Below are 23514 nucleotides of genomic sequence, written 5' to 3' on the forward strand. Positions count from 1 at the left end.
TTTCCCCGTCTAAGCTGACGGCATCGATTATTAAAATTTAGGATGGGTCGGATAACGCAAACATGATTTCGCCTTCGGCGACAACCTTGTCGTCGACCTTGGCAACCGCATGCCCTTTGCCTATGCTTCCTTTTAACCGGGTAATCTCCACTTCCAAACGAAGCGTATCGCCAGGCACGACCTGGCCTCTGAAACGGAAGCCGTCAATTCCGGCCAAAAAGCCGATTTTGCCTTTATTGCTTTCCACTTGCAGCATGGCTGCGGCTCCGACCTGAGCCAATGCTTCGGTAATCAGAACACCCGGCATCACCGGATACTCCGGAAAATGTCCAATAAAAAACGGCTCGTTGATCGTCACGTTTTTAATGCCGACCGCACGCTTGCCGACCTCCATCTCCACAATCCGGTCCACCAGCAAAAACGGAGGGCGGTGCGGGATAATATCCTGAATCTCTTTTACGTTAAGCACAACAGCAAATCTCCTTCCAAATTAGGCATGATTTAAATGGCATCCTCCAGGCCGTCCACTTGGTGGATGGAGTAGGCGGATGTCTTCAAGGCAGCATTGCCTTTCTGAAGATTTAAGAAAGTATAGGCTTCAGGGATCTCACATCCTCATATCACAAGAAAAACATCCGCTAAATGCGGTCTGATTCTTATCATATGTTGAACAAGAGGCTAACTGACTGCCTTTTTGCATAAAAGCATGAATATACGGAAAAAACTATACGTATCCTTCATTATCTGCAGAAGTGAAGGTTCAGATAAGGGGCTCTTCTCCGCCAGCCGGATTCCTTCGTGGGTATCGGCCCGGACGGGGCCCTTTTGGCTTACTCAAGTCCCCCATCATTATACATTTTCCGAGTAAAAAAAGAAAACTCCCGCGCGTTAACGAAGGAGTTTTTGTCACTCTGTTGCTAAAAACCGGCCTTTTTGAACTCGCCCTTTTACGGAGCGAAAACCAGGTCAATGACATGCTGCCATGTCTTCCAATCAAACACTTCGGACAAGCTCTGCTTGCCGATGATCACATATCCGCAGATCATTCCGCCGGCCAAAGCGAGCACCAAGAACAGCGGAATCATCCAGCGCATGACAACTCTCCAACGCGCCGTTTTTCTTCTGGCAGGCTCCATCCAGTCGTCCTGATCGGCACCCGGCTGGCCGGATGCCTCTTTCCCGTTCCGGACTCTCGCCAATTGGTCCGACGGCTTTTTCGTATCATTCATAAACGCTTCCACCTAACCCCGCATATTGTTGGCCAGGTTCATCATCGTATCGCTGGAAGCGATCGCCCGCGCAGCCAGCTGATACGCACGCTGCATCTGCATCATGTCCGTAATTTGGCCCATATAATCCGCATTGGATTGCTCCAGATAACCGGAACGAATCGAGGTATCTTTCGGAAGTCCGCCCCCTGGGGGCACTTCAAACACTTGAGCTTCCGTCATGCTGGCCGGAACGACAAACAGATTGCCGTCCATCTGCTGCAGCGCATTCTCGCGGAGCGGCTTAAGCACTTTAAGCGTCGCCGCTTCCGAAATCACGCCTTTTCGATCCACCAGGACTTTGCCGTCAGCATCAATCGCAACCTTGCCATTTTTCGGCGCTTTGATGTGTTCATTATTCTCGTCAAGCACAAAATAACCTTGATTGTTTACAAGTACCATCGAATTAGGGTCGCTTGGATCCGGAACAAAATGGAACGCCCCTTCGCGGGTATATGCAATCCTACCGCCCGCTTCGACCGCGAACATCCCGCTTCCTTCAATAGCGAGGTCCGTCGGCTGGTTCGTTTGTTCCAGCGGGCCCTGCGTCATGTCGCGGAAGACATCTCCTGTGCGAACGCCATATCCGGTCGTATAGCCCGGCGGGGAGAATCTTCCCGGCTGCTTGAAATCTTTCGGCTGCTGCATCACCGAAGTCAGCGTATCCTCAAAGGAAGTATTCTTTTGCTTGTATCCCACCGTATCCACATTTGCGATATTGTCAGCGATGATATCCAGCTTCCGCTGAATGCCGTTCATGGACACCATGGCGCTGATCATGGAGTTATTCATCATAAACCTCCTTTAGGCCTCATATCCGGGTTTTAAACCTTGCCGACTTCGTTGACGGCTTTATCCAAGCTTTTATCGTAAAATTGAATCACTTTCTGGTTTGCTTCATAAGCACGGAGCGCCATATTCATGTCTACCACGACGTCGGACGGATTCACGTTCGAAGTCTCGATATAGTTCTGACGCACTTCCACGCGGTCTGTCCCGCCCATGGCGCGTACGCCGGCTCCCCGCGGATCATCGATCCGGAATACGCCTTCGCCGTCACGCACCATTTGGTAAGGCTGAGCAACGACGGACACACCCAAACGGGCGCCGCGAGCCCCGGTATCCGGGTTCCGAATATATCCCTGTTCGTCAACTTTAAGGCTGTCAACCGGTCCTGTCAATACAATCGGCCGATTATTGCTGTCTAATACTTGGTAGCCGGTGGATGTCAGCAGCCGGCCGGTCGTATCAACCTTGAAGCTGCCGTCTTTGGTATAGCGGATTTGCCCATCCTGTCCCTGCACCGTAAAGAAGGCCTCAGGTTTGTAGATCGCATCGCCGTTTGCGCTTATGTATTTACCCGAGCCGTCAAACTTAATAGGTTGACCGGTTGCCGGATCGTTCATCTCCATATCGGATACAAGCGCGAAATCTGTCGGTTTGGCGCTCTCCGTCACAACGCCCTGTTTGTAAATGGATAGAGCTTCTTCCGCAAACACCCCCGTGCTCAGCTTGCCGATCCTCGGCTCAGGAACTTCGCTGTTCCCGCCGACCATCCTCAGCAGCATTTCCGGAAAAGAACGGGCCACGCTGTTCACCTGCTTATACCCCGGGGTATTTACGTTAGCCAGGTTCTGCACCGCGGTGTCATGCCGGCTTTCCTGCGTCATCATGCCCGCAGCCGCCGTATAAAGTCCTCTGATCATTTGAGTGGGAGCCCCCTTTTTAATCCATTCGGTTCGTAATTATATTGTATTTATCGGCGACTCAGATCGATTTCTTAACGACTTTATCCAAATTATCCAGCATGATGCCCGTACCCTTCACGACGCAGTGCATCGGATCTTCCGCAATCAGCACCGGCACGCGCAGTTCCTCGGAAAGGAGCTCGTCCAATCCGTGCAAAAGCGCTCCTCCACCCGTCAAAATAACGCCGCGGTCGATAATGTCCGCCGACAATTCCGGCGGTGTCCGTTCCAAAACCGACTTGGCTGCCGCAACGATCGAGGAGACCGGCTCCCACAAGGCTTCCTGGATCTCGGCAGATGAAATCGTAACCGTCTGCGGCAGTCCCGATACCATGTCGCGGCCGCGGATATCGATCTCATCCTGGCGTCCTCCTGGACGTACCGTGCCGACTTTGATTTTGATATCCTCGGAGGTGCGCTCACCGATCAGAAGCTTGTATTTATTTTTGATAAATTTGATAATCGACTCGTCAAACTTGTCCCCCGCCATTTTAATGGAAGAGGCGGTTACGATGTCGCCCATGGAAAGCACGGCCACATCGGTTGTACCGCCGCCGATATCAACGACCATATTGCCGCTTGGTTCAAAAATATCCATGCCGGCGCCAATGGCCGCCGCCTTTGGTTCTTCCTCCAGAAATACGTCTTTAGCCCCACTGCGCTCGGCAGCCTCGCGAATCGCCTTCTGCTCCACCGATGTAATATTGGTAGGCGCGCAGATCAAAATACGGGGACGGCTGCTCCAAGTGCGGCCGCCAACACGGCTGATAAAATATTTCAGCATCGCTTCCGTAATAGCAAAATCCGCAATGACGCCATCCCGCAGCGGACGGATCGCCACAATATGCCCCGGCGTACGTCCTACCATTCTGCGGGCTTCTTCACCGACAGCAAGTACTTTCTTCGTGTCGCTTTCAATTGTAACTACGGAAGGTTCGTCAAGAACGACACCTTTCCCTTTCACATGAATAAGAACATTAGCCGTACCCAGATCAATTCCAATATCCTTGCCAAACATCATGAAAAGAGCCCCCAAAGTCATATTTTATGGTAAAAGAGTCCCTGGCTTAACAAAAAGTCCCTTTTCGACAAGATGCAGCAGAATGATGTATATAGGGAATCAGGGATCACATTTTTCGACCTCATACCATCTTTTAACATATCATACTTCAGGGGACGGATTCAATGGTTTAAAGCATCGGGCGATTTTAGGAATTATGATTTGGCAGATGCCACAGCTTCGCGTTTTTTCGACTTTTTGTATTTGATTTTGGTGGCTTCTCCTCCCCGCAGATGACGGATCGATTTATGATATTCGAGTATGTGCTTGACCTGGTCAGCCAGATCAGGATTGATTTCAGGCAAACGTTCGGTCAAGTCCTTATGCACTGTGCTTTTGGATACGCCAAATTCTTTGGCAATTGTCCGGACCGTGTGCTTTGTCTCCACGATACAACGGCCAATTTTAATGGTTCGTTCCTTGATGTAATCGTGCACGCTCCCGCCTCCCTACTGTGGATAGTTTGGTACATTATATGAGGGGCGTGCCTATATATTCGCGCTTTCAGGACCTGACAAGCTCCATAAGGCCCATTTATTTTCGCAAGACGTAAAATAACCCCACAAAGTGGAGCCTATGCTTCGATGCTTATTCCAAATACTTTGCGGGGACCCCCAAAAAACTTATAAATTCTATACTGCCAAAAAACCGCCAAGCCTGACGCCATTTTATAAACTTTATTCCTGATGCCTATCGGGGTTTCTGAACACGAAATAACCCCACAAAAAGTATCGGAAAGAAGTAAGGGCGCCCTTCAAAGAGGGGCGCTTTTGCGGAGCAAAAGTACGGAGAGTACCGGAAAGAAGTAAGGGCGCCTGAAGGGTGCTTTTGCGAAGCAAAAGTACTGAGTGACGTGTGGCCTTCGAAGTTTACTCCGATTACTTTGCGGGGACCCCCAAAAAACTTATAAATTCTGAAATCGCGAAAAAAGCAGGGATTCCCCTGCCTTTTTCATGGTTTATTTATTTTTTGGGAAGCAGCTTTTCCGGATTAACCTGAGTTCCCTTTTCAATCACTTCAAAGTGCAAATGGTTGCCAAGATCCTTCTCAATTTCATTGCGTCCAGCTGTCCCGATTGTATCCCCCTGCTTCACCGTATCGCCCTCTTTCACTTTTGCGTCGGAAAGGGATTGATATACGGTTTTCACATTGTTGTCATGCGTAATTTCAATGACCGTCCCTGTCAGAGGAGGGTTGAGTTCGACCCGGCTGACCTTGCCTGAGAGTGCGGCCTTGACGTCAAACGCCTTGTCATCCTCGCGACCTAAGTCCACGCCGACATTCGGGCTAAACGTGTCATTGTACTGCACCATGGCTGCCTGCTGGTTTTCGGCACTTTCATTCTCATCAAAGAAAGGCTTCACGACTTTGACTTCTTTGGCGTCGGCCACAGGCCATGCCATGTCTTTCACGGTTGCGGTTACTTCCTGGGCTTTCGGCTCTTTGGCGGTTTCCTTATCGATTTTTCCTGTGGCAGGTACCGATGCGGTTTCCGTCACTTTAGTAGGGTCATGTGCGAGTCTCTTCTGGCTGACATCCTGGTAGACCCAAACTAAGGTTAGTATAATTGCTGCTGCGGCCACATAAGCTGCCGGGTACACCCACCGTTTGGACAACAGCTTCTTCCATGCAGATGGCTGGCTTACCAGCTCTCCCTGTGATTTTTTAGGAGTTTCTCCATGGTTTTGATTACTTTTGTTTTGTTCATTCATATGGTTATCACCTCAGTAATCATTGTTACCGGGGCATAACCTTTTATACGTATCTCTTATATTATTTTTCAAAAAAATATTTTGGATAGTACTCTCTTTTGAACCTCTCATGACTAAAGTCACGAGATTCTTGGGAAGAGAGCATACTTGATCGATCGTGGCATACACGACAATCAGCGGTTTCTCTTATTTACCAAGCTATCCCCGTAGTACCTACGGTTCTTTGTGTCTGGTCTATGATAGAGCTTGTATTCTCAATCCTTCAACCAAGATATTTTTGCTCGCATTGATATCACGGTCGTGATGGGTATGACAAATGGGGCAAGTCCATTCCCGAATGTGGAGCGGTTTCTTTCCATCTAGGTGTCCACATTCAGAACAAATCTGGCTTGAGGGAAACCATGGATCTACCTTTACAATTTGACGACCGTACCAGTCGGCTTTGTATTGTAACTTTTCTACAAAACTAGACCAGGATACATCAGAGATGCTTTTCGCTAATTTACGATTACGCAACATACCTTTTGTGTTTAAGTCCTCTATACAGATCACATCGTGGTTTTTGATGATTTCTGTACTTAACTTATTTACTGTACATGCCAAAATTCACTGTAATGAAATGTAAAAAGAGACATCCTTGATTCTCTCTGTGTAAAATAGAAGTGCGACCAACCACTCTACGCAGAGGAGAACAAGAAATGTCTCATACGTATACGTTAACACAGCATCGCAATTGGTACAATATCTTTCGGCAATGGAAACTCCCGTTGTATTTTTCCAAATCTGTAATGAGTCACATCACTCACTTTGTAGATGGCATGTTGTCATCTGGATTTACAGGTACCTTAACAGACATACATCGTGAAAGCTTGCACCATCGGGATCGCAGAAGCTTAAGCCATTTTTTATCCCATGGGAAGTGGGATGAACAGTTCCTGAAGGACATCGTACGTAATATCGCCTATCAGCAAGTCAAATTCAGCGCCAAACACAATAACAGTCCGATCTTTGTCCTCGTAGATGATACGGTGTGTGAAAAAACCAAACCTTCGTCACAGGCGGTTGACTCGATCCAGGGATCAGCCTTTCACCACTCTCATCTCAAGGGCAAGAAGGTCTATGGTCATGCTGTAGTGGAAGCCATGCTTCGGGCGGGTGATGTCGTATATCCTTTTGCAACAGAACGTTATGAATCCAAAAGCAAGAGCAAGATTGATCTGGTTTGTGACATGATTCGGCAAGTGCCCAGGTCTCATCACCCTACGTACGTATTAATGGACTCGTGGTATCCTTCAGCCTCTGTTCTTCAGGTGAGTAGCGAGCAAGGATTCCATGTCATTAGTGGTCTGAAGACCAATCGCATCATTTACCCCCAAGGGATTCGCCAATCCATTAAAGAATTTGCTTCGTTTATTTCGAAGTCTGATACCGATCTCGTGACCATCGGAGTAGACTCTTATCGCGTTTATCGATACGAAGGAAAGCTCAATTTGCTGGATAATGGAGTCGTTCTTTTCTGCTGGAAAGAAGGAGAAGAACTGAACCCAAAGCAAGTAAAAGCTTTTCTAAGTACAGATGTTTCTCTAACCAACAAGCAAATTCTGAGCTATTACAGCAAGCGATGGTCGATTGAAACGTATTTTCGAGCGGCGAAGGTCCACCTCGGCTTGGATCGATATCAGGTTCGATCTACGAAAGCGATCGATCGCTACTGGGCGCTGCTATCTTTTGTTTCGATGTGCTGCATTTACAGCGGTCAGGGCAATCTTTTGGATGGATTGCACCAATATCGACGAGAAAAAAAGCAACATTGGATTGAGTATGTCTATAAACAAGCTCTATCCGGAGTAGCTCTCGCTCAAATTCAAACACAGCTTAGAGCTGCATAGGGATACTGTCAGCTTTTTTGAATTTACAATTTCTTGAAGTGTTTATTGGCATGTACAGTTATTTAGAAAATCGGTACGTTGATTCATCACTTTTTCGTGGAGTCTAGCGACTTTTCGCTTTTGTTTTTGGTAGTTCTCTGCTTGAAAAAGGTCGATTCCCTTCTTTTTAGCCAGGAAGGCACGACGTGACAACTTGCGCTGTTCTCGTTTCAGTTTCTTTTCCATCTGGGCAGTGAATCTATGGTTATCTTTCTTCTGACTATCCGATAGAATTGCAAAATCTGTGATACCTAAGTCAATACCAATCGCGGAATTCACTTTCGGTAGTTCATCGATTTCTTCCTCACACAGGATGGAGACGAAGAATTTTCCACTCGCATTTTTACGAAGGGTAGCGTTAAGTATACGTCCTTTCGGTTCTCGGCTTTTAGCCAACTTTACGAATCCGAGTTTAGGTAGCTTCACGTAGCTTTCTTTGATTTCAATGCTTTGATTCACGTTCTTCGTAGTATAGCTTTGAACGGGATTCTTTTTACTTTTGAATTGAGGCCTTTTATTTTGTTTTTTGAAAAAACGAGAAAAAGAATCCGCTAAGTTTAAAAGAGAGGATTGGAGTGCGATGCTATCGACTTCTTTCAACCAACAAGTCTCAACGTCCTCCTTCATTTTGGGAAGCATAGCAGAACAAGAAGGGTAAGATAGACCTTTTCCTGTATTTGAATAAGCTGTATTCCACATATTTAGAAAGTGATTGTAGACAAATCTGGAACAACCGATAGTTTTAGCGATTAATATTTGCTGTTCTTGATTTGGATAGATCCGAAACTTATAAGCTTTATGTCGAAGCATGGCATTCACCTCACTTCTTATTATTTTTAAGCTTAACATACGTCAGTTGATTAACATAGCTAAAGCTATACCTCAACTGAAGCCGATTCATCTGCATGACTAAAGTCACGAGTATTCTCGGCTAATTGATAAAAGTTGAAGCAATGATTATGAACGGGAAGGAGGCAGCCGGGTGTAATGTTCTTTCGATCGCTGCCCGTTCCCAGATTTCTATGATTTGAACCTGATCTATGGTAGAAATCCGCTCACAAAGCATGCGCTTACGATGCTATATAAGTTGAACCAATGATTTGCACGGATGTAGGTAGCCGGGTGTAATGTTCTTTCGATCGCTGCCCGCTCCCAGATTTCTTTGATTTATACTTTCATGGTTGAAATCCGCTCACAAAGCATATGCTTACGATGCTAGCTTTCCTTCGGAAAGCTTTTAGGCGAACTCCTCGCTTCTCCGTAAATCTTTCTCCTAGGTGCAATATTCTAAAATGGTTCTCCATTAGAATATTGAACCCTTTTGCCTATCCCCTATGCTTTTCTTTAGTTCAACTTATATAGCTTTCCTGCGGAAAGCTTCTAGACGAACGCAGCACAGGCTTCCGACGCAGCTTTTTACCAAAAAGCTTTTAGCTTCTCCGTAAATCTCTCCCCTAGGTACAACATTCTAAAATGTTCCTCTTTCGAATATTGAACCCTCTTGCCTATCCCTTTTCATTTTCTATTGTTCAACTTATATAGATATAAAGGAGCTTGGAGGGTCCTGCACCCTTATGTCGCAAGAGGAACTTTCACTAAACGCGGTCTGGCTGGGCTCATTTCACTTGCTCTTCGATCTTCTATCGTCTTTCGTTCAACCTTCTATCTACTGCGGTTTTCTGCGTTTTTCCGTTTTCCTAGTAGCTTGGCAGATATCAATAAACAGATTCTTAAATAAAATCTTTCTATAAAATGCAGCAAAGAGTGAACTTTTTTTAAGGCATATGCGTCCAACTAATAGGAGGAATAATTGTCTCTTTGAGCTTAGGTCGCTGAAAACACGAGATTCTAAAGTTTTACTGCAATGTTGAGGGGTTTCGGACTCTCTCCACATCACTTCTTTTTAGTTGAAGGAAATTTTCGAATCAGCAATGCTGCGAGAATGTCTTTAACGCTTGTGATGATTATGGTTAGCAACACTTTAATATCATATTCTATGACAGTACATGCATGGTACTCTGAAGACTGTACATATTATCTATTATTTTGATTTCCGTCATGACTTTAAGCCAATCATAAGATTACGGATATATACATTGTCTTGTGATAAGAATTGCTTTAGCTAAGGATCTTGCAAAATCGATTCCAAGCGCCTGGTCTCTTTTGGGATATTCAAAATCCTCACTTCAGAAAATCCGAAGCTTTCGAAAATTGGACGCCGGTATAGTAATGTTTCAGAATCTGGGTTGCGGTATAACCTTCTTTGGCCATACCTTCCGCTCCCCACTGACTCATGCCTACGCCATGTCCATAACCATAGGTTGTAATCAAAACATCGCTGCCGGAAGTCTTCCAGCTGAATACACTGGAGCGGAGACCCAGCTTCTCCCTGATCTCCCGTCCGCTGAATTTCATGCCGCCGATAGAGATTTCCTTAATCCGGTGCCCTGCTGTTGTTGAGAGAATTTGAATGAAAGGCTGATGTTCGCCCGTCGCCGCTGCCGGAACCGCTTGCCCGGCTAATCCAAGCTTGGTCAAAAAGGCTTCCCGGCTCATCTTGACCGTCTCTTCATATCCCGGAGCCTGCTTGTCCCAAGGGCTGGACACGCTGCGCAAATACGGAATCTTTTGATTCCAGTAATCCTCCGAGTTTTCGGTATAACCGTTGCCGCTAGAGAAAAAGGATGCGGTGATCGGTTTGCCTTGATAGGTCATAATCGTATTGCGGCTTTCTTCCACGGCCCGTTTCAGCTTAGCCAGTTCAGCTGTTTTGCTTTTCCACTGCTTTTCGAGCTGTTCCTTGGAAATGTAAGCTTGATGGTTAACCGTATCCGTTACATCTGCCTGCTTGTCGGGAACACCGCTGCGGTCCCCGTCGGCGATCCGGCGCATGATGAAGGTCCGTGCAGCTACCGCCTGGGCTTTTAATGCTTCGAGATCAAACTTGGCCGGCATTTCGGCCGCAAGCACGCCGACGACGTAATCTTCGAGCGGCAGCGTCTCCACTTTACCCGTCTTCGACAGATAGACGGACACCTCCGGCTGTGTGAACACCTGGGGCACAGCCGGGGTTGCCGGCGCGGGCGCGGGTACGGGCGCCGGCGCCGGATCAGGCCGCTGGTGCGTCGTCACCACCAGCGCCGGGATCAGCAGCGCCAAGGCGAGCAGCCCCCCCGCCCATACGGCGGCGGGGGGCTGCCTGCGGGCGCTGCCCGGGCCCTGCGGCCGCCAGGCCTTGCGGCGGCCGCTCACGGCGGACGGCGCGGCCCATGGCCGCCGCCCGGGAGCGGGCCGGGCGCCTGCTGGCGCGCCCGGCTGCGGATGCCGGAGCGCTTCGCGCGGCTCCGGCGGCTCTGGCGCAGCGGCCTGCGGCGGCTGCGCGGCCCCGCCCGGCAGCACGCTTAGGCGCTGCCGGCTCTCTATCGGGCCGGGGTTCCGGCCCGGTGAGGTCCCGTCGGCCGGGCTATGCTGCCGGCCGGACTTTGCTTCCGCTTGTACGTCCGGTTGATCTATGGAAATATTCGGCTCCGCCGCTTCATTTCTTTGTGCAACCGATACCTTGATTTGCGTTCGCGGGTCGTTCATATTCTTTCAACCTCCATTGGTTCTTGATCATCCGTTTTGCTGATAGAGTTTGTTCGGTGAACCGCCGTCAATGGCAAGCCTCAAAACCGTACGTTGAAAGCTGTGCAGCGATTTCGGTTCCATATCGAGTGCCAGGGTGACGCTTCTAGCTCCCCTGTCTCTCTTTGCCGATATTTATAGTTATGAGCTTTTTGCAGATGATAGAACCGCTTTTTAAGAGAAAAGAAAGATTCATATGAATGGCCACGCCGCGCCAATTGGACTGCAATCATTATATAGACAAGAGATTCCTCGTGTATTTCTTGCAGCGCCGTTAGGAAATATCGATCGATACCTTCTCCGGTTTATACCGTCAGCTGGATGTAGATCTGCGCTTTCGTTGCCAAAACGGTCATCTTAATCGGGAAGCTCCAACAGTGGCAGCGTTGGCAGCGCTAAGCTGTCATTTAATCGACACTCTCCGTTTTTGCGGAAATGACGAAAAAGGATCTATATACGAACTAAGAAAAAAACAACTAAGGAAAAAAAACGAACAAAAGAAAAGAATAAGGAATAGGCGAGAGCGATCCATATTCAAAAGAAGAACCATTTTATAATTTTGAACCTGGGGGAAAGATTTACGGAAGCTGTAGCTTTTTTTGAAAAAAGCATCATCGATGGAAAACATGCCGCAATCTGCAGTGCTGCTATCCATCCTTATAAGGAGAAACAGCCGAAACGTAAAACCATGCAAAACTTTAAGGGACACAGCGGCCGCTATAGAGTCCAATTTCGACCATTTTGATTTCTAACGGACACAGATGCAGCTATTTTGAAAAAAATCTCCTTTTCGCGGTATTTCGGAGCAAATAAGCGCTGTGGTGACCGTTACATTTTTAAAATGGCTGTTTTAAGCCACTTAGCGGCCGTGATGTCCGTTAGAAGTTGTGCGCAGATCCCGCGAGCAGTGTGGTGTTGTATAACGGGGGCTCGCTACTAGAAGTTCCACGCAGATCCCTGCGAGCGGTGTGACGTTGCTTGACGGAGGCTCGCCACTAGAAGTTGCGCGCTGATCCCTGCGAGCAGTGTGGCGTTGTTTGACGGAGGCTCGCCTCTTAGACGTTGTGCGCAGATCCCGCGAGCAGTGTGGCGTTGTATAACGGGGGCTCGCTACTAGAAGTTCCACGCAGGTCCCTTCGAGTGGTGTGACGTTTGACGGAGGCTCGCCACTAGAAGTTGTGCGCTGCTCCCTGCGAGCGGTGTGGCGTTGTTTGACGGAGGCTCGCCTCTTAGACGTTGTGCGCAGATCTCGCGAGCAGTGTGGCGTTGTATAACGGGGGCTCGCTACTAGAAGTTCCACGCAGATCCCTGCGAGCGGTGTAGTGTTATATGACGGGGGTTCGCCATTTTCCAGTCCTTATTCGGCGGTATTCGCAATAAGAAAAACGTCTATCGACGTACTTTCAGGTAGACAGACCGCTTTTAACAGATATCTTTCTTGCGATATCAGGATGCCCCTCCCCGAAGGTTACGCTGTCTGATATCTTAAACAAAAAGAGCTGCCTCAGGTCAGATGACCTTTGAAGGCAGCTCTCTCGCTACTCGCTATATCGAACTCTGTTACAGTCCATGTTCTTACTCATTCCGGCACAATGTTATGAAAAAACAGAAAATGTAATGCAATCAACCGTTATACCCAAGTCGGCTGAATGTTGAATAACGGAACCTCTTCTTCCACTTCCATCTTTTTCTTGGTTGTCTCCAATGCCTTTTCTTCGATGGAGACACGCCATATATCGGCGCCAAGCGCAGAAAGTTTCTCTGCCAAATCCACGTAACCGCGATCGATATGATGGACTCCGCTTACTTCAGTCGTACCTTCGGAAACGAGGCCTGCAAGAATCAGCGCCGCACCAGCGCGCAAATCCGTTGCGCAAACTTTGGCGCCCTTCAGGTTGGCTCCTCCCGTGACAATCGCCGAACGTCCTTCAACCTTGATTTCCGCATTCATGAGTTGGAACTCATCAACATGCATAAAACGATTTTCGAATACCGTTTCGGTTACAACACTCGTCCCTTCCGATTTCAACAACAGCGCCATCATTTGCGACTGCATATCGGTAGGAAAGCCAGGGTAAGGAAGGGTTTTGATATCCACTGCCTTCAGTGGATGATTCGCTGTCACGCGAATGCCGTTTTCATCCGGCTCAACCGTGACACCCATTTCTTCCATCTTGGAGATGACTGGTGCAAGATGGTCCGCAATCGCACCTTCCACATAAACGTCTCCGCCGGTAATTGCAGCAGCTACCATAAATGTGCCTGCTTCAATCCGGTCCGGGATGACCGTATGCTCGGTTCCGTGCAGCTTCTCAACACCTTCAATGCGAATTACGCCGGTACCTGCGCCGCGAACCTTAGCGCCCATCCCGTTCAGGTAGTTGGCCAAATCGACAATTTCCGGCTCTTTCGCCGCATTTTCGATCACGGTCGTTCCTTCAGCCAAAGTGGCAGCCATCATAATATTTTCAGTAGCACCTACGCTGGCTACATCCAAATAGATTTTAGCCCCGCGCAATCTGCCATTAATTTTCGCTTCAATATAGCCTTGTCCAAGACTGATCTCGGCCCCCAATGCTTCGAAGCCTTTCAAATGTTGGTCGATCGGTCTGGTTCCAATTGCGCATCCTCCGGGCAAAGAAATTCGTGTATGCCCCATTCTCGCAAGCAGCGGACCCATCACAAGAAAAGAAGCGCGCATTTTTCGCACCCATTCATAAGGTGCTTCGCAAGAGGAAATAGCTTGGGCATTGACCCTCATTACATTATTTTCATATGTAATGCCTGCACCTATGGATTCCAACACTTTGCTGATTGTAATTACATCGTCAAGAGGAGGTGCGTCGACAATGACGCTTACTCCTTCTTCCCCAAGAAGAGAGGCAGCGATGATCGGAAGAACTGAATTTTTTGCTCCGCTGACTTTCACGCTTCCGGTCAGTTTATTGCCACCGCGGACGATAAATTTGCTCATCATGATTCCCTCCGCGTTCATTTTTTTCCACAAATTCTTTATTTTCAAGAATTACATTCTGAATTCCCTAACCTTCATCTTAACACCGACCAATTCACAGATACAAGCGTTTTTTAGCGAATGAGGCCCAGAACACAATTTTAACTAAGTCTAAAGACCTACTACTAATTTCAGCCGGGTTTTTTTAATGAATACGGAGGGATTCTGATTTGTACCGATTCTGCTGTGTTAGTCTCTCGGCAGCCGTTCAGTAGGTATTTTCCAAGCATTAAAATCTTGTTGTATTCATTGTTGACATAAAAAAATGTTATTATTCGACAAACATATCGTTGGTTCGACAAACCTGTCAAAACAAAAATCTAACTGACTTATACCCAAATCAGCCCGCGTTAAAACATATACTTGATCATTTGGCTCCAATTCAAATAGTCCAGCAGAAATCTCGCAACGAAGTGCCCCAATATGATGGCCAGCAGCAAATGGAGAAGCTTGCCTTGAGCACTCTTCGGAAAGCGGATAAACAAATCCAGCTTCAAATTTTGCAGTGCCCACCAAGATAGGCCAATACAGATCAGAGAGACAATAATCGAAATCAAACCGTTGACGCCTAAACTGCCAACCAACTGATTACCGAAGTTTGAATCCACCTATGACGCCCCCATCCTTATTAGCCTTAAAAGAATAATTCAAAAAGTCCGCTTTTGATAAGAAAAACGTCTATCGATGTACTTTCTAGGAAGACAGACCGCACTTAGCGGTACTTTTTCTTGCGATATAAGGATGTGAGATCCCCGTAGTTTATACTTTCTTATATCTTAAGAAAAACGTCTATCGATGTACTTTCTAAGAAGACAGACCGCATATAGCGGATGTTTTTCTTGCGATATAGAATTCCATCAGCGTAGCTAGAACTTGTAAATTCTATATCTAACACGAAGCGAATCAGGAAACCACCCGACATCGAATCTTGAATTCAGCTGGGCCTAAGCAGATGCTTTCGAAGTATGTTTCCTTCGGAAATATTTTAGGTATTCACACCTGATTGCAGGCAGATGCTTCCGAAGGGGTTTCTTCGAAAACGTGTAGCTCCGCTCCTCAGTCCCTAGCTTCATCCAACTAAAGCGCGCGCAGCTCCCAGCGCGCGGTGCTTCGCTACATGACGGCGGTCGATTGAACCACGTTTTGAAAAACCGCGATTCGGAAGCATAGGCTTCGGTGCTGAAAGCCGACCTTTTTGAACTTCCCATAAAAATATTCCCAGGACCTATTATATAATACTTGGCTTCGCACTAGGAAATCCAGCTTCAAATTTGTTAATTTTAATTTTTTTTAAAAAAAGCGCTTACTTCCTGGCGATTGAACTATAATTTCCTCGGAAATATTTCCTTTTTTTGCGCTGTAGCCAAATGATCCAGCTTGTTTCGACAATTTCCTTAAGGTTTCGTCGTCCATAGAATATGCTGAATTTCAATAAAACAGCCCGTCTCCATCATAGAGAGACGGGCTGCACGGCTTATTTATTGCTGCTGTAAACCTTGATTCGGTTCATGGCTTTTTTCAGAGACAGTTCCGCGCGGCGGAAATCAATCTCATCCTGTTTGTCTTTGAATGCAAGACGACGTTCTGCGCGTTCTTTGGCTGCTTCAGCCCGCTGCAAATCGATTTCTTCCGCTGCTTCGGCGCTTTCCGCGAGTACAACAACTTTGTCCTTGCGGACTTCTACAAAACCGCCATTGACCGCGATATAGCTGGTTTTTTTGGCAGTTTTGATCGCAAGCGGAGCGACCTGAAGCGGGGTAACCATAGGAATGTGTCCCGGCAGGATTCCGAGTTCGCCTTCCACACCCCGAACCGTCAGGCTTTCTACCTCTCCGGAATAAGCCAAGTGATCCGGCGTCACGATTTCCAATAAAAAGGTACTCACTTTCATCCCTCCTGAACAGCTCGCATCGGAAGCTCAAAGCTTCCCTCTGCAGGACTTATTCCAGTGTTTTTGCTTTTTCTACGGCCTCTTCAATCGTTCCTACGAACAGGAACGCTGCTTCAGGAAGATCATCATGTTTACCCTCGAGGATTTCTTTGAAACTACGGATCGTTTCTTTGACAGGTACATACGTACCCGGCATGCCGTTAAATGCTTCCGCAACGTGGAACGGTTGAGACAAGAAACGTTCCACTTTACGCGCACGCGCAACGATCATTTTGTCGTCTTCACTCAGTTCATCCATACCGAGGATCGCGATAATATCTTGAAGCTCGTTATAGCGCGCAAGCAGCTGCTTAACGCCTTGAGCTACATTATAATGCTCTTCGCCGACGATTTCCGGCGCCAGGATACGCGAGCTTGATGCGAGCGGATCCACCGCTGGGTAAATACCTTTTTCAGAGATTTTACGCTCCAAGTTCGTTGTCGCATCCAAGTGGGCAAACGTTGTTGCCGGAGCCGGGTCAGTATAGTCATCCGCAGGTACGTAGATCGCTTGGATCGACGTTACGGAACCTTTTTTCGTGGAAGTGATACGCTCTTGCAGTTGGCCCATTTCCGTTGCCAGTGTAGGTTGGTAACCTACCGCGGAAGGCATGCGGCCGAGCAAGGCGGATACTTCGGAACCCGCTTGGGTAAATCGGAAAATGTTGTCGATAAAGAGCAGCACGTCTTTGCCTTCTTGATCACGGAAATATTCAGCCATGGTGAGGCCTGTCAGCGCAACGCGAAGACGCGCGCCTGGCGGCTCGTTCATTTGTCCGAATACCATCGCTGTTTTCGAGATAACGCCGGAATCGCTCATTTCATGGTACAAGTCATTACCTTCACGGGTACGTTCACCAACGCCCGCAAATACGGAAATACCGCCATGTTCTTGTGCGATATTGTTAATAAGCTCCTGGATTGCAACGGTTTTGCCTACACCGGCGCCTCCGAACAATCCGATTTTACCACCTTTTTGGTAAGGGGCCAACAGGTCGATAACCTTAATTCCTGTCTCCAGCATTTCAGCTTGAGTGGACAGTTCATCATATTTAGGGGCCGTGCGATGAATTGGGCTAGTGACTTCAGTAGTTACTTCGCCTGCTTCGTCAATTGGCTCACCGAGTACGTTAAATACGCGGCCAAGTGTAATTGGACCTACCGGTACGGTGATTGGAGCGCCAAGATCGACGGCTTCCATACCGCGAACCAGTCCATCTGTGGAGGACATGGCAATACAACGTACAATGTTGTCACCCAGATGGTTTGATGCTTCCAGGGTCAGGTTGATTTGGCGTCCGCCTGCGACCGAACCCTCAATTTTGATCGCATTGTAGATTTCCGGCAGTTGACCTCGTTCGAACTCGATGTCGACAACCGCACCCATAATGCTGACTACGCGTCCTTTGTTCATCTTTTTTTGTTCCCTCCTACAAGTCTGCTTATATGCAAACCTTCATCGTAAGCTGCAAGTAGCTTTAGGCCATATTCCGTTCATGGTTATTCCATACAAAATAAAACTTCGTTTTATTGTTGAGCGCTGGCTCCAGCCACAATCTCCGTAATCTCCTGAGTAATGGCTGCCTGACGTGCACGGTTATAGGTAAGCGTCAATTCGTTGATAATCTTGGTCGCATTTTTCGTCGCCGAGCCCATCGCCGTCATTTTCGCTCCAAGCTCACTCGCCTTGCCGTCCAGCAATGCGCCAAAAATCAAAGTTTCCGCATATCTCGGCAGAAGCGCCTCAAGCACGACTTCCGGAGACGGCTCGTACTCATAACTTGCCGTTACGCCGGTTGCTTTGCTTTCCACGTTTTCCATCGGCAGAAGCTGATCCACTTCAGGAATTTGAGTCAGTGCGTTCACGAAACGGTTGTAACAAATAAACAGCTCGTCGATCTGAGAGTCTTCAAACTGACGTACCGCTGCATAAGCGATGGATTTGATATCCGAGAAAGAAGGCGTATCGGAAAGATCCGTAACCTCCTGAACAACCGGCATCTCCCGGCGGCGGAAGTAATCACGGCCTTTGCGTCCGATGATGAAAATGACGTATTCGTCGGAAGACTTGTGCTTCTCTTTGATCGTCGCCATCACTTTCTTTAAGATGTTGGCATTGTATCCGCCGCAAAGACCGCGATCTGAGGTAATCACCAGATAACCGGTCTTTTTCACGGGGCGTTTCTCAAACATCGGATGGCTGATGCCTGTCGTACCGGAAGCGATGCTGGACACCACTTCTTTCAGCTTATCAGAGTAAGGACGGGCATGCTGTGCCATCTCCTGGGCTTTTCTGAGCTTGGAGGCAGCGACCATTTCCATCGCTTTCGTGATTTGCTTCGTACCTTGAATACTCTTGATCTGACGTTTAATTTCACGCAATCCTCTTGCCATGTTTTCACCACCTTCAAGCTTTGGCAAAGCCAAAGCTGACTTCGTAAGCATGAGCTAAACTTTGGCAGAGCCAAAGTTACTTCGTAAGCATTCGCTTAGCTTTGACTGAAAGCCAAAGCTGCCTTCGTAAGCATAGGCTTAAACTTTGGCAGAGCCAAAGTTACTTTGTAAGGCCCGTATATTCTTGAAAAAGATGAACCCGAGCCTTGCGGCCCGGTTCATTCTTATTGACTTACGCCATTACAGCAAAGCCTCTTTTAAATTTCGCGATAGCCTCTTTCAAAGCTTCTTCATTTTCAGCAACCAAATCTTTGGTATCGCGAATGGAAGCCAGAATTTCCGGATGGTTCGTATCCAGGAATCCGAGGAATTCTTTTTCGAAACGGCGGATATCGCCTACCGGAATGTCGTCCAGATGGCCTTTAACTGCCGTGTACAAGCTCGCAACCTGCTGCTCAACCTTGAGCGGCTGGTTAACCCCTTGCTTCAGAATTTCCATCAGTCTTGCACCGCGGTTGAGGCGGGCAAGCGTGGATTTATCCAGATCGGAACCGAACTGGGAGAACGCTTGAAGTTCGCGATATTGGGCAAGGTCGAGCTTCATACCGCCGGCAACTTTTTTCATAGCTTTAATTTGAGCGGAGCCGCCTACACGGGATACGGAAATACCCACGTTGATCGCCGGACGTTGACCGGCATAGAACAACTCGGACTCCAGGAAGATCTGACCATCCGTAATCGAAATTACGTTGGTCGGAATATATGCGGATACGTCGGATGCTTGCGTCTCGATGAACGGCAGTGCGGTCAAGGAACCGCCGCCAAGCGCATCGCTCAGCTTCGCTGCGCGTTCCAGCAAGCGGGAATGCAGGTAGAATACGTCACCAGGATAAGCTTCGCGGCCTGGAGGACGTTTCAGCAGCAAGGAAAGTTCGCGGTATGCCGCTGCTTGTTTAGACAAGTCATCATAGATGATCAGGGCATGCTCGCCTTTGTACATGAAATATTCACCCATTGCACAGCCCGCGTATGGAGCGATGTACAAGAGCGGAGACGGCTCGGAAGCCGATGCGGTAACGACGATGGTGTATTCCAAAGCGCCATGACGGCGAAGGTTTTCTACCACGTGCGCAACCGTCGATTGCTTCTGGCCGATTGCTACATAGATACATTTCACGCCATTGCCTTTTTGGTTAATGATCGTGTCGATTGCGATTTGCGTTTTACCTGTTTGGCGGTCACCGATAATGAGCTCGCGTTGTCCGCGGCCGATCGGTACCATCGCGTCAATCGCTTTAATACCTGTTTGCATCGGTTCATGAACCGATTTGCGTTCGATAACGCCCGGTGCGTTATTTTCTACGGGACGGAATTCGGTTGATTCAATCGGGCCTTTGCCATCCAGCGGCTGACCCAGCGGGTTAACGACACGGCCGAGCAAGGCTTCCCCTACAGGAACCTGCATGATGCGTCCGGTACGTTTTACTTGATCGCCTTCCTTGATTTCAGTGTAAGGGCCGAGGATTACGACACCTACATTGCTTTCTTCCAAGTTCAGCGCCAGGCCTACGACACCATTGGAGAACTCTACGAGCTCACCGGCCATGACGTTGTCGATGCCGTGAACGCGGGCAATACCGTCGCTAACTTGAATAACGGTACCAACTTCGGATACCTCGATCTCTGATTTATATTGTTCAATTTGACTTTTAATCAGCGTACTGATTTCTTCAGGTCTGATACTCAAGTGTCTTCACCCCTATCTACTGTGCTCGTCTATTAAAAGACTGTTCAAGCCGTTCCAGCTTCCCTGCCAAACTTCCGTCATACAGCTTGTCGCCGATCATGACTTTGATGCCGCCGAGCAGGCTCTTATCAACCACGTTATTCACGCGAATTTTCTTGTTAGCCAAAACTCCAAATTGTGCAGCAACGATTTCCCGTTCCTGCTCACTCAGCGGATAAGTGGAGTACACCGTAGCATCCGCAATTCCAAGGCTTTCGCCTTCGATCCGAATATAGCTATCCAGAAGATCTGAAAGGAGATCAGCTCTGCCCCGCTCAATGAGCAGTTCAATCGTATTCACGACCGGCTGGGATACTTTACCTTGAAGGGCTTTCTTCAGCACATCCACTTTCACGGAGACGGAAATGTTAGGCGCGGAGATAAACTTCTGTACATCGTCGCTTTGAAGAGCCTCTACGACGCTTTTCAGCTCCTGCTCGACTTCCAGTGTTTTCTGCTGCTGCGCAGCCACTTCAAACAGCGCCTTTGCATAACGCTTGGCTGCTAGTGTTTCCCGGCTCATGGTCTGCCTCCTACCTCTTTAAGGTATTTGTCCACGAGCTCTTCCTGCGCGCTGTCGCTGCTTACTTCCTTCTCAAGCAGCTTGGAAGCGATCTTCACGGAGACGGCGCCAACTTCGTCGCGCAGCTCCTGAACCGCTTTTTTCTTCTCATTAGCGATATCGCGGACAGCTTCTTCTTTAAGGCGCGTTGCTTCTTCTCTTGCTTCAGCCATTAACTGATCAGCCTGTTTGCCGCTCGTTTTCTTGGACTGTTCGATAATTTCGTATGCTTCCTTGCGAGCGGCTTCGAGGGCTTGCTTCTGCTCCTCTACGTAAGCGACTGCCTGCTCGCGGGTTTGCGAAGCTTCGTTCATCTGCTGCATCACCAGCTCACGGCGTTTCTCCATGACGGAAAAAAGCGGTCCGAAAGCATATTTGTTGAGAAGCAGATAGAGAATCACGAATGCAATGATCGCGAGTACAAAAGACGCGTAGTTAATACTCAAATCTAGTCACTCCTTTCCGGTGCACGTACACTGCCGTTCACTCTCGCTTCCTACAGATTAAAATCTGGCGACTAAAAAGAAGGCGTGGATGGCCGTGGCCCTCCCCGCCAAACCCTGCATGGTATTATGCGCCTGCGTAGAACAGGAACGCGAGTACGACACCGATGATTGGAATGGCTTCGACCAGACCGACACCGATAAACATTGTTGTTTGCAGAGATGATTTCGCTTCCGGCTGACGGGCGATACCTTCAACCGTTTTACTGATGATCATACCGTTACCAAAACCTGCGCCAAGCGCGGCCAGACCTACTACGATGGCTGCTGCCAAATATGCCATAACTCCCATTTGTAAATCCTCCTTAGAGATTGTTTAGTTGTATGAATTTATGATTAGTTAAGAGTGAAGCCTAACTCCAAGCTTAACTTTGAACCTAATGATCTTCATGCGATTCCGTCAATTGTGAAATATAAACCATGGTCAGTATCGTAAATACGAAGGCTTGGATGGCTCCTATGAAAACACTGAAGCCCTGCCATACAACCAGCCCGAGTATCGATGCAACCCAGCCCACGGCACCTAACGCGCCCAATTTCAGCAGAACGGAGATCAGAACCTCGCCCGCAAAAATGTTGCCGAATAGACGCATGCCCTGCGTGAGCAATTTGGCTAATTGCTCCATAAGATTGATCGGGAAGAAGAACCAGTAAGGCTGAAAATAATGTTTGAAGTAACTCTTCGTATTTTTCGTCATTCCGAGGAAATGCGACAGCACGAATACTATAAGCGCGAGCGCCATCGTGACGGAAGCGTCAGCTGTCGGTGATTTCCACCATGCCACGCCCACTTCCTCAATTCCCGGTTTGTCGGCAAATTCCTTCGTCACGGAGACAATCTCCTTGCCGAAGATATGGGCATGCTCCGGACTATGGTAGTCGGTAACGATGCCGAACGGCAAACCAAGCATGTTTGCTACGAAGATAAACATGATGAACGTAAGGCCGAGAGACAGGAAGTGTTTCCCTTTCTTCCAATCCATCGTGCTTGTAATCAAACCCTGCACGAATTCAACTGCCCATTCCATGAAGTTTTGCATCTTGCCAGGATTTTCGACCGACAAATTTCGAGTTGCCAGCTTGGCAATCACAAACACGATAACGCAAGTCACAATGAGCATCAGGATAATGGAAAGGTCAAATTCAATGCCGCCCAATTCTATAATCGGCGATTTATGCATATGTTTCTCACCCCTTTCTCAGTTGACAATCTACTCTTGTTTACGAGAGAATCGAATTCCTATGAATAAGAGAAGGAACTGCGACAAGACCAGGGTAGACGCAACGGCGTACAAATTGAACTTATCCGGCTTTTGGTACGCAAGTACGATCGCCAGCACGCTCACCGCTGCACGGGTCATGAACCCTATGTTCACCATTTTGCTTTCTCCGCTCAACGCTTGATCTGTTACTTTCCGTACTTTGTAGCTTAGATAAAAGCTGTTGAGCAGACTGACGCATGCGCCCAGCGCCATGCCCAGCGCAATGCTGCGGTATTCCGGGAAGAAAGCAGCCCCCATAAAGCAAAGGGCAATGAAATAAAGTGTGGTTCTGGTCAATACCCTCCGGTATTTCCATAATTCATTCATCACTTTCCCCCATTACTGCCTTGGTAATCATAAAAACGCTTACGCCACCGATAAGAAGCCCGAGAAGCACGCCGAAGGCGATCCAAAGCCCGGAACCTCCCCAGATCTTGTCCAGCCAGGAGCCTAAATAAAAGCCCCCCAAAGTACATGCTGCCAGATCTATTCCGATTGCGCTTACAAGCCCCATATATTTCATAGGTCTCGCAGCGTTTTTATTGGTTTTTTGTGGCTTTTCAGGTTTACTCATTGTAAGTCCACCCTCATAATCCCAGTTAATTTTACTGAATCCAACAAGAGTTTGTCAATTGAGCAAATCCATATCATTTCAGCCTGAAAATATGAAAAAAATCATAGCAGGGCGCCTTAATTCCGTTAAAACCGTACAGTTTAACTGTAT

Annotated in this window: 21 protein-coding genes and 2 pseudogenes; 1 reads left to right on the forward strand and 22 read right to left on the reverse strand. The window is 48.0% G+C overall.

What is annotated here, in order from left to right:
* Window positions 1-37 precede the first annotated feature (37 nt).
* From fabZ to L6442_RS30690, 8 genes and pseudogenes are all read right to left on the reverse strand, one after another.
* Entirely contained in the window at window positions 38-469 is a 432-nt protein-coding gene (gene fabZ, locus L6442_RS30655; RefSeq protein ID WP_194234032.1) for a 3-hydroxyacyl-ACP dehydratase FabZ, read from the reverse strand.
* Window positions 470-947: 478 nt separating this feature from the next.
* A complete protein-coding gene (locus L6442_RS30660) occupies window positions 948-1229 on the reverse strand; it encodes a DNA-directed RNA polymerase subunit beta (RefSeq protein ID WP_373871825.1) in 282 nt (93 codons plus the stop codon).
* Between the two features lie 12 nt (window positions 1230-1241).
* Entirely contained in the window at window positions 1242-2060 is an 819-nt protein-coding gene (locus L6442_RS30665; protein ID WP_212979556.1) for a flagellar hook-basal body protein, read from the reverse strand.
* A gap of 32 nt (window positions 2061-2092) precedes the next feature.
* On the reverse strand, window positions 2093-2974 hold the full coding sequence (locus tag L6442_RS30670) for a flagellar hook-basal body protein (RefSeq protein ID WP_194234030.1): 882 nt from the start codon (window positions 2972-2974) through the stop codon (window positions 2093-2095).
* Window positions 2975-3035: 61 nt separating this feature from the next.
* The gene (gene mreB, locus L6442_RS30675; RefSeq protein WP_212979555.1) at window positions 3036-4034 is read right to left on the reverse strand and encodes a rod shape-determining protein; all 999 of its coding nucleotides are present in this window, start codon (window positions 4032-4034) and stop codon (window positions 3036-3038) included.
* 197 nt (window positions 4035-4231) lie between these two features.
* Window positions 4232-4513: a sporulation transcriptional regulator SpoIIID gene (spoIIID, locus tag L6442_RS30680; protein WP_194234029.1), complete on the reverse strand. Its 282-nt coding sequence runs from the start codon at window positions 4511-4513 to the stop codon at window positions 4232-4234.
* Between the two features lie 525 nt (window positions 4514-5038).
* Window positions 5039-5788, reverse strand: a complete 750-nt coding sequence (locus tag L6442_RS30685) for a M23 family metallopeptidase (RefSeq protein WP_194234028.1) — start codon at window positions 5786-5788, stop codon at window positions 5039-5041.
* Between the two features lie 234 nt (window positions 5789-6022).
* Window positions 6023-6379 (reverse strand): annotated as a pseudogene (locus L6442_RS30690) (RNA-guided endonuclease TnpB family protein); the annotation flags it as partial.
* Between the two features lie 107 nt (window positions 6380-6486).
* On the opposite strand from L6442_RS30690, the gene L6442_RS30695 reads away from it, so the two are divergent.
* Window positions 6487-7677, forward strand: coding sequence for an IS701 family transposase (locus tag L6442_RS30695; RefSeq protein WP_237100135.1), 1191 nt, complete (start codon window positions 6487-6489; stop codon window positions 7675-7677).
* A gap of 63 nt (window positions 7678-7740) precedes the next feature.
* Here L6442_RS30695 and L6442_RS30700 read toward each other — a convergent pair.
* The 14 genes and pseudogenes from L6442_RS30700 to L6442_RS30765 form a co-directional block, all read right to left on the reverse strand.
* Window positions 7741-8526, reverse strand: a pseudogene (locus tag L6442_RS30700) (RNA-guided endonuclease TnpB family protein); the annotation flags it as partial.
* Window positions 8527-9897: 1371 nt separating this feature from the next.
* Window positions 9898-11301: a stage II sporulation protein D gene (spoIID, locus tag L6442_RS30705; protein WP_212980509.1), complete on the reverse strand. Its 1404-nt coding sequence runs from the start codon at window positions 11299-11301 to the stop codon at window positions 9898-9900.
* A gap of 1669 nt (window positions 11302-12970) precedes the next feature.
* Entirely contained in the window at window positions 12971-14314 is a 1344-nt protein-coding gene (murA, locus tag L6442_RS30710; protein ID WP_212980559.1) for a UDP-N-acetylglucosamine 1-carboxyvinyltransferase, read from the reverse strand.
* A gap of 389 nt (window positions 14315-14703) precedes the next feature.
* Complete coding sequence (locus L6442_RS30715; RefSeq protein ID WP_194234026.1) at window positions 14704-14961, reverse strand: DUF1146 family protein; 258 nt, start codon at window positions 14959-14961, stop codon at window positions 14704-14706.
* An 866-nt stretch (window positions 14962-15827) separates the two neighbouring features.
* Window positions 15828-16238 (reverse strand): F0F1 ATP synthase subunit epsilon, encoded by a 411-nt coding sequence (locus L6442_RS30720; protein WP_194234025.1) that lies wholly within the window; start codon window positions 16236-16238, stop codon window positions 15828-15830.
* A gap of 55 nt (window positions 16239-16293) precedes the next feature.
* The gene (gene atpD / locus L6442_RS30725) at window positions 16294-17697 is read right to left on the reverse strand and encodes a F0F1 ATP synthase subunit beta (protein ID WP_212980510.1); all 1404 of its coding nucleotides are present in this window, start codon (window positions 17695-17697) and stop codon (window positions 16294-16296) included.
* A 113-nt stretch (window positions 17698-17810) separates the two neighbouring features.
* Window positions 17811-18677, reverse strand: coding sequence for an ATP synthase F1 subunit gamma (gene atpG, locus L6442_RS30730; RefSeq protein WP_194234023.1), 867 nt, complete (start codon window positions 18675-18677; stop codon window positions 17811-17813).
* Between the two features lie 232 nt (window positions 18678-18909).
* Window positions 18910-20424 carry a F0F1 ATP synthase subunit alpha gene (gene atpA, locus L6442_RS30735; RefSeq protein WP_212980511.1) on the reverse strand — a complete coding sequence of 505 codons (1515 nt, stop codon included), beginning with the start codon at window positions 20422-20424 and terminating at the stop codon, window positions 18910-18912.
* A 16-nt stretch (window positions 20425-20440) separates the two neighbouring features.
* Window positions 20441-20986: a F0F1 ATP synthase subunit delta gene (locus tag L6442_RS30740; RefSeq protein WP_194234021.1), complete on the reverse strand. Its 546-nt coding sequence runs from the start codon at window positions 20984-20986 to the stop codon at window positions 20441-20443.
* Window positions 20983-21471, reverse strand: coding sequence for a F0F1 ATP synthase subunit B (atpF, locus tag L6442_RS30745; protein WP_212980512.1), 489 nt, complete (start codon window positions 21469-21471; stop codon window positions 20983-20985). The genes L6442_RS30740 and atpF overlap by 4 nt, the downstream gene beginning before the upstream one ends.
* Window positions 21472-21595: 124 nt before the next feature.
* Window positions 21596-21820, reverse strand: coding sequence for a F0F1 ATP synthase subunit C (gene atpE / locus L6442_RS30750; RefSeq protein ID WP_194234019.1), 225 nt, complete (start codon window positions 21818-21820; stop codon window positions 21596-21598).
* Between the two features lie 85 nt (window positions 21821-21905).
* Window positions 21906-22709: a F0F1 ATP synthase subunit A gene (atpB, locus tag L6442_RS30755; protein WP_212980513.1), complete on the reverse strand. Its 804-nt coding sequence runs from the start codon at window positions 22707-22709 to the stop codon at window positions 21906-21908.
* A 30-nt stretch (window positions 22710-22739) separates the two neighbouring features.
* Window positions 22740-23117, reverse strand: coding sequence for an ATP synthase subunit I (locus tag L6442_RS30760; protein WP_194234017.1), 378 nt, complete (start codon window positions 23115-23117; stop codon window positions 22740-22742).
* Window positions 23110-23364 carry an AtpZ/AtpI family protein gene (locus L6442_RS30765; RefSeq protein ID WP_194234016.1) on the reverse strand — a complete coding sequence of 85 codons (255 nt, stop codon included), beginning with the start codon at window positions 23362-23364 and terminating at the stop codon, window positions 23110-23112. The genes L6442_RS30760 and L6442_RS30765 overlap by 8 nt, the downstream gene beginning before the upstream one ends.
* Between the last annotated feature and the right edge of the window lie 150 nt (window positions 23365-23514).

It is taken from the genome of Paenibacillus azoreducens (assembly GCF_021654775.1).
GTDB lineage: Bacteria > Bacillota > Bacilli > Paenibacillales > Paenibacillaceae > Paenibacillus_AQ > Paenibacillus_AQ azoreducens.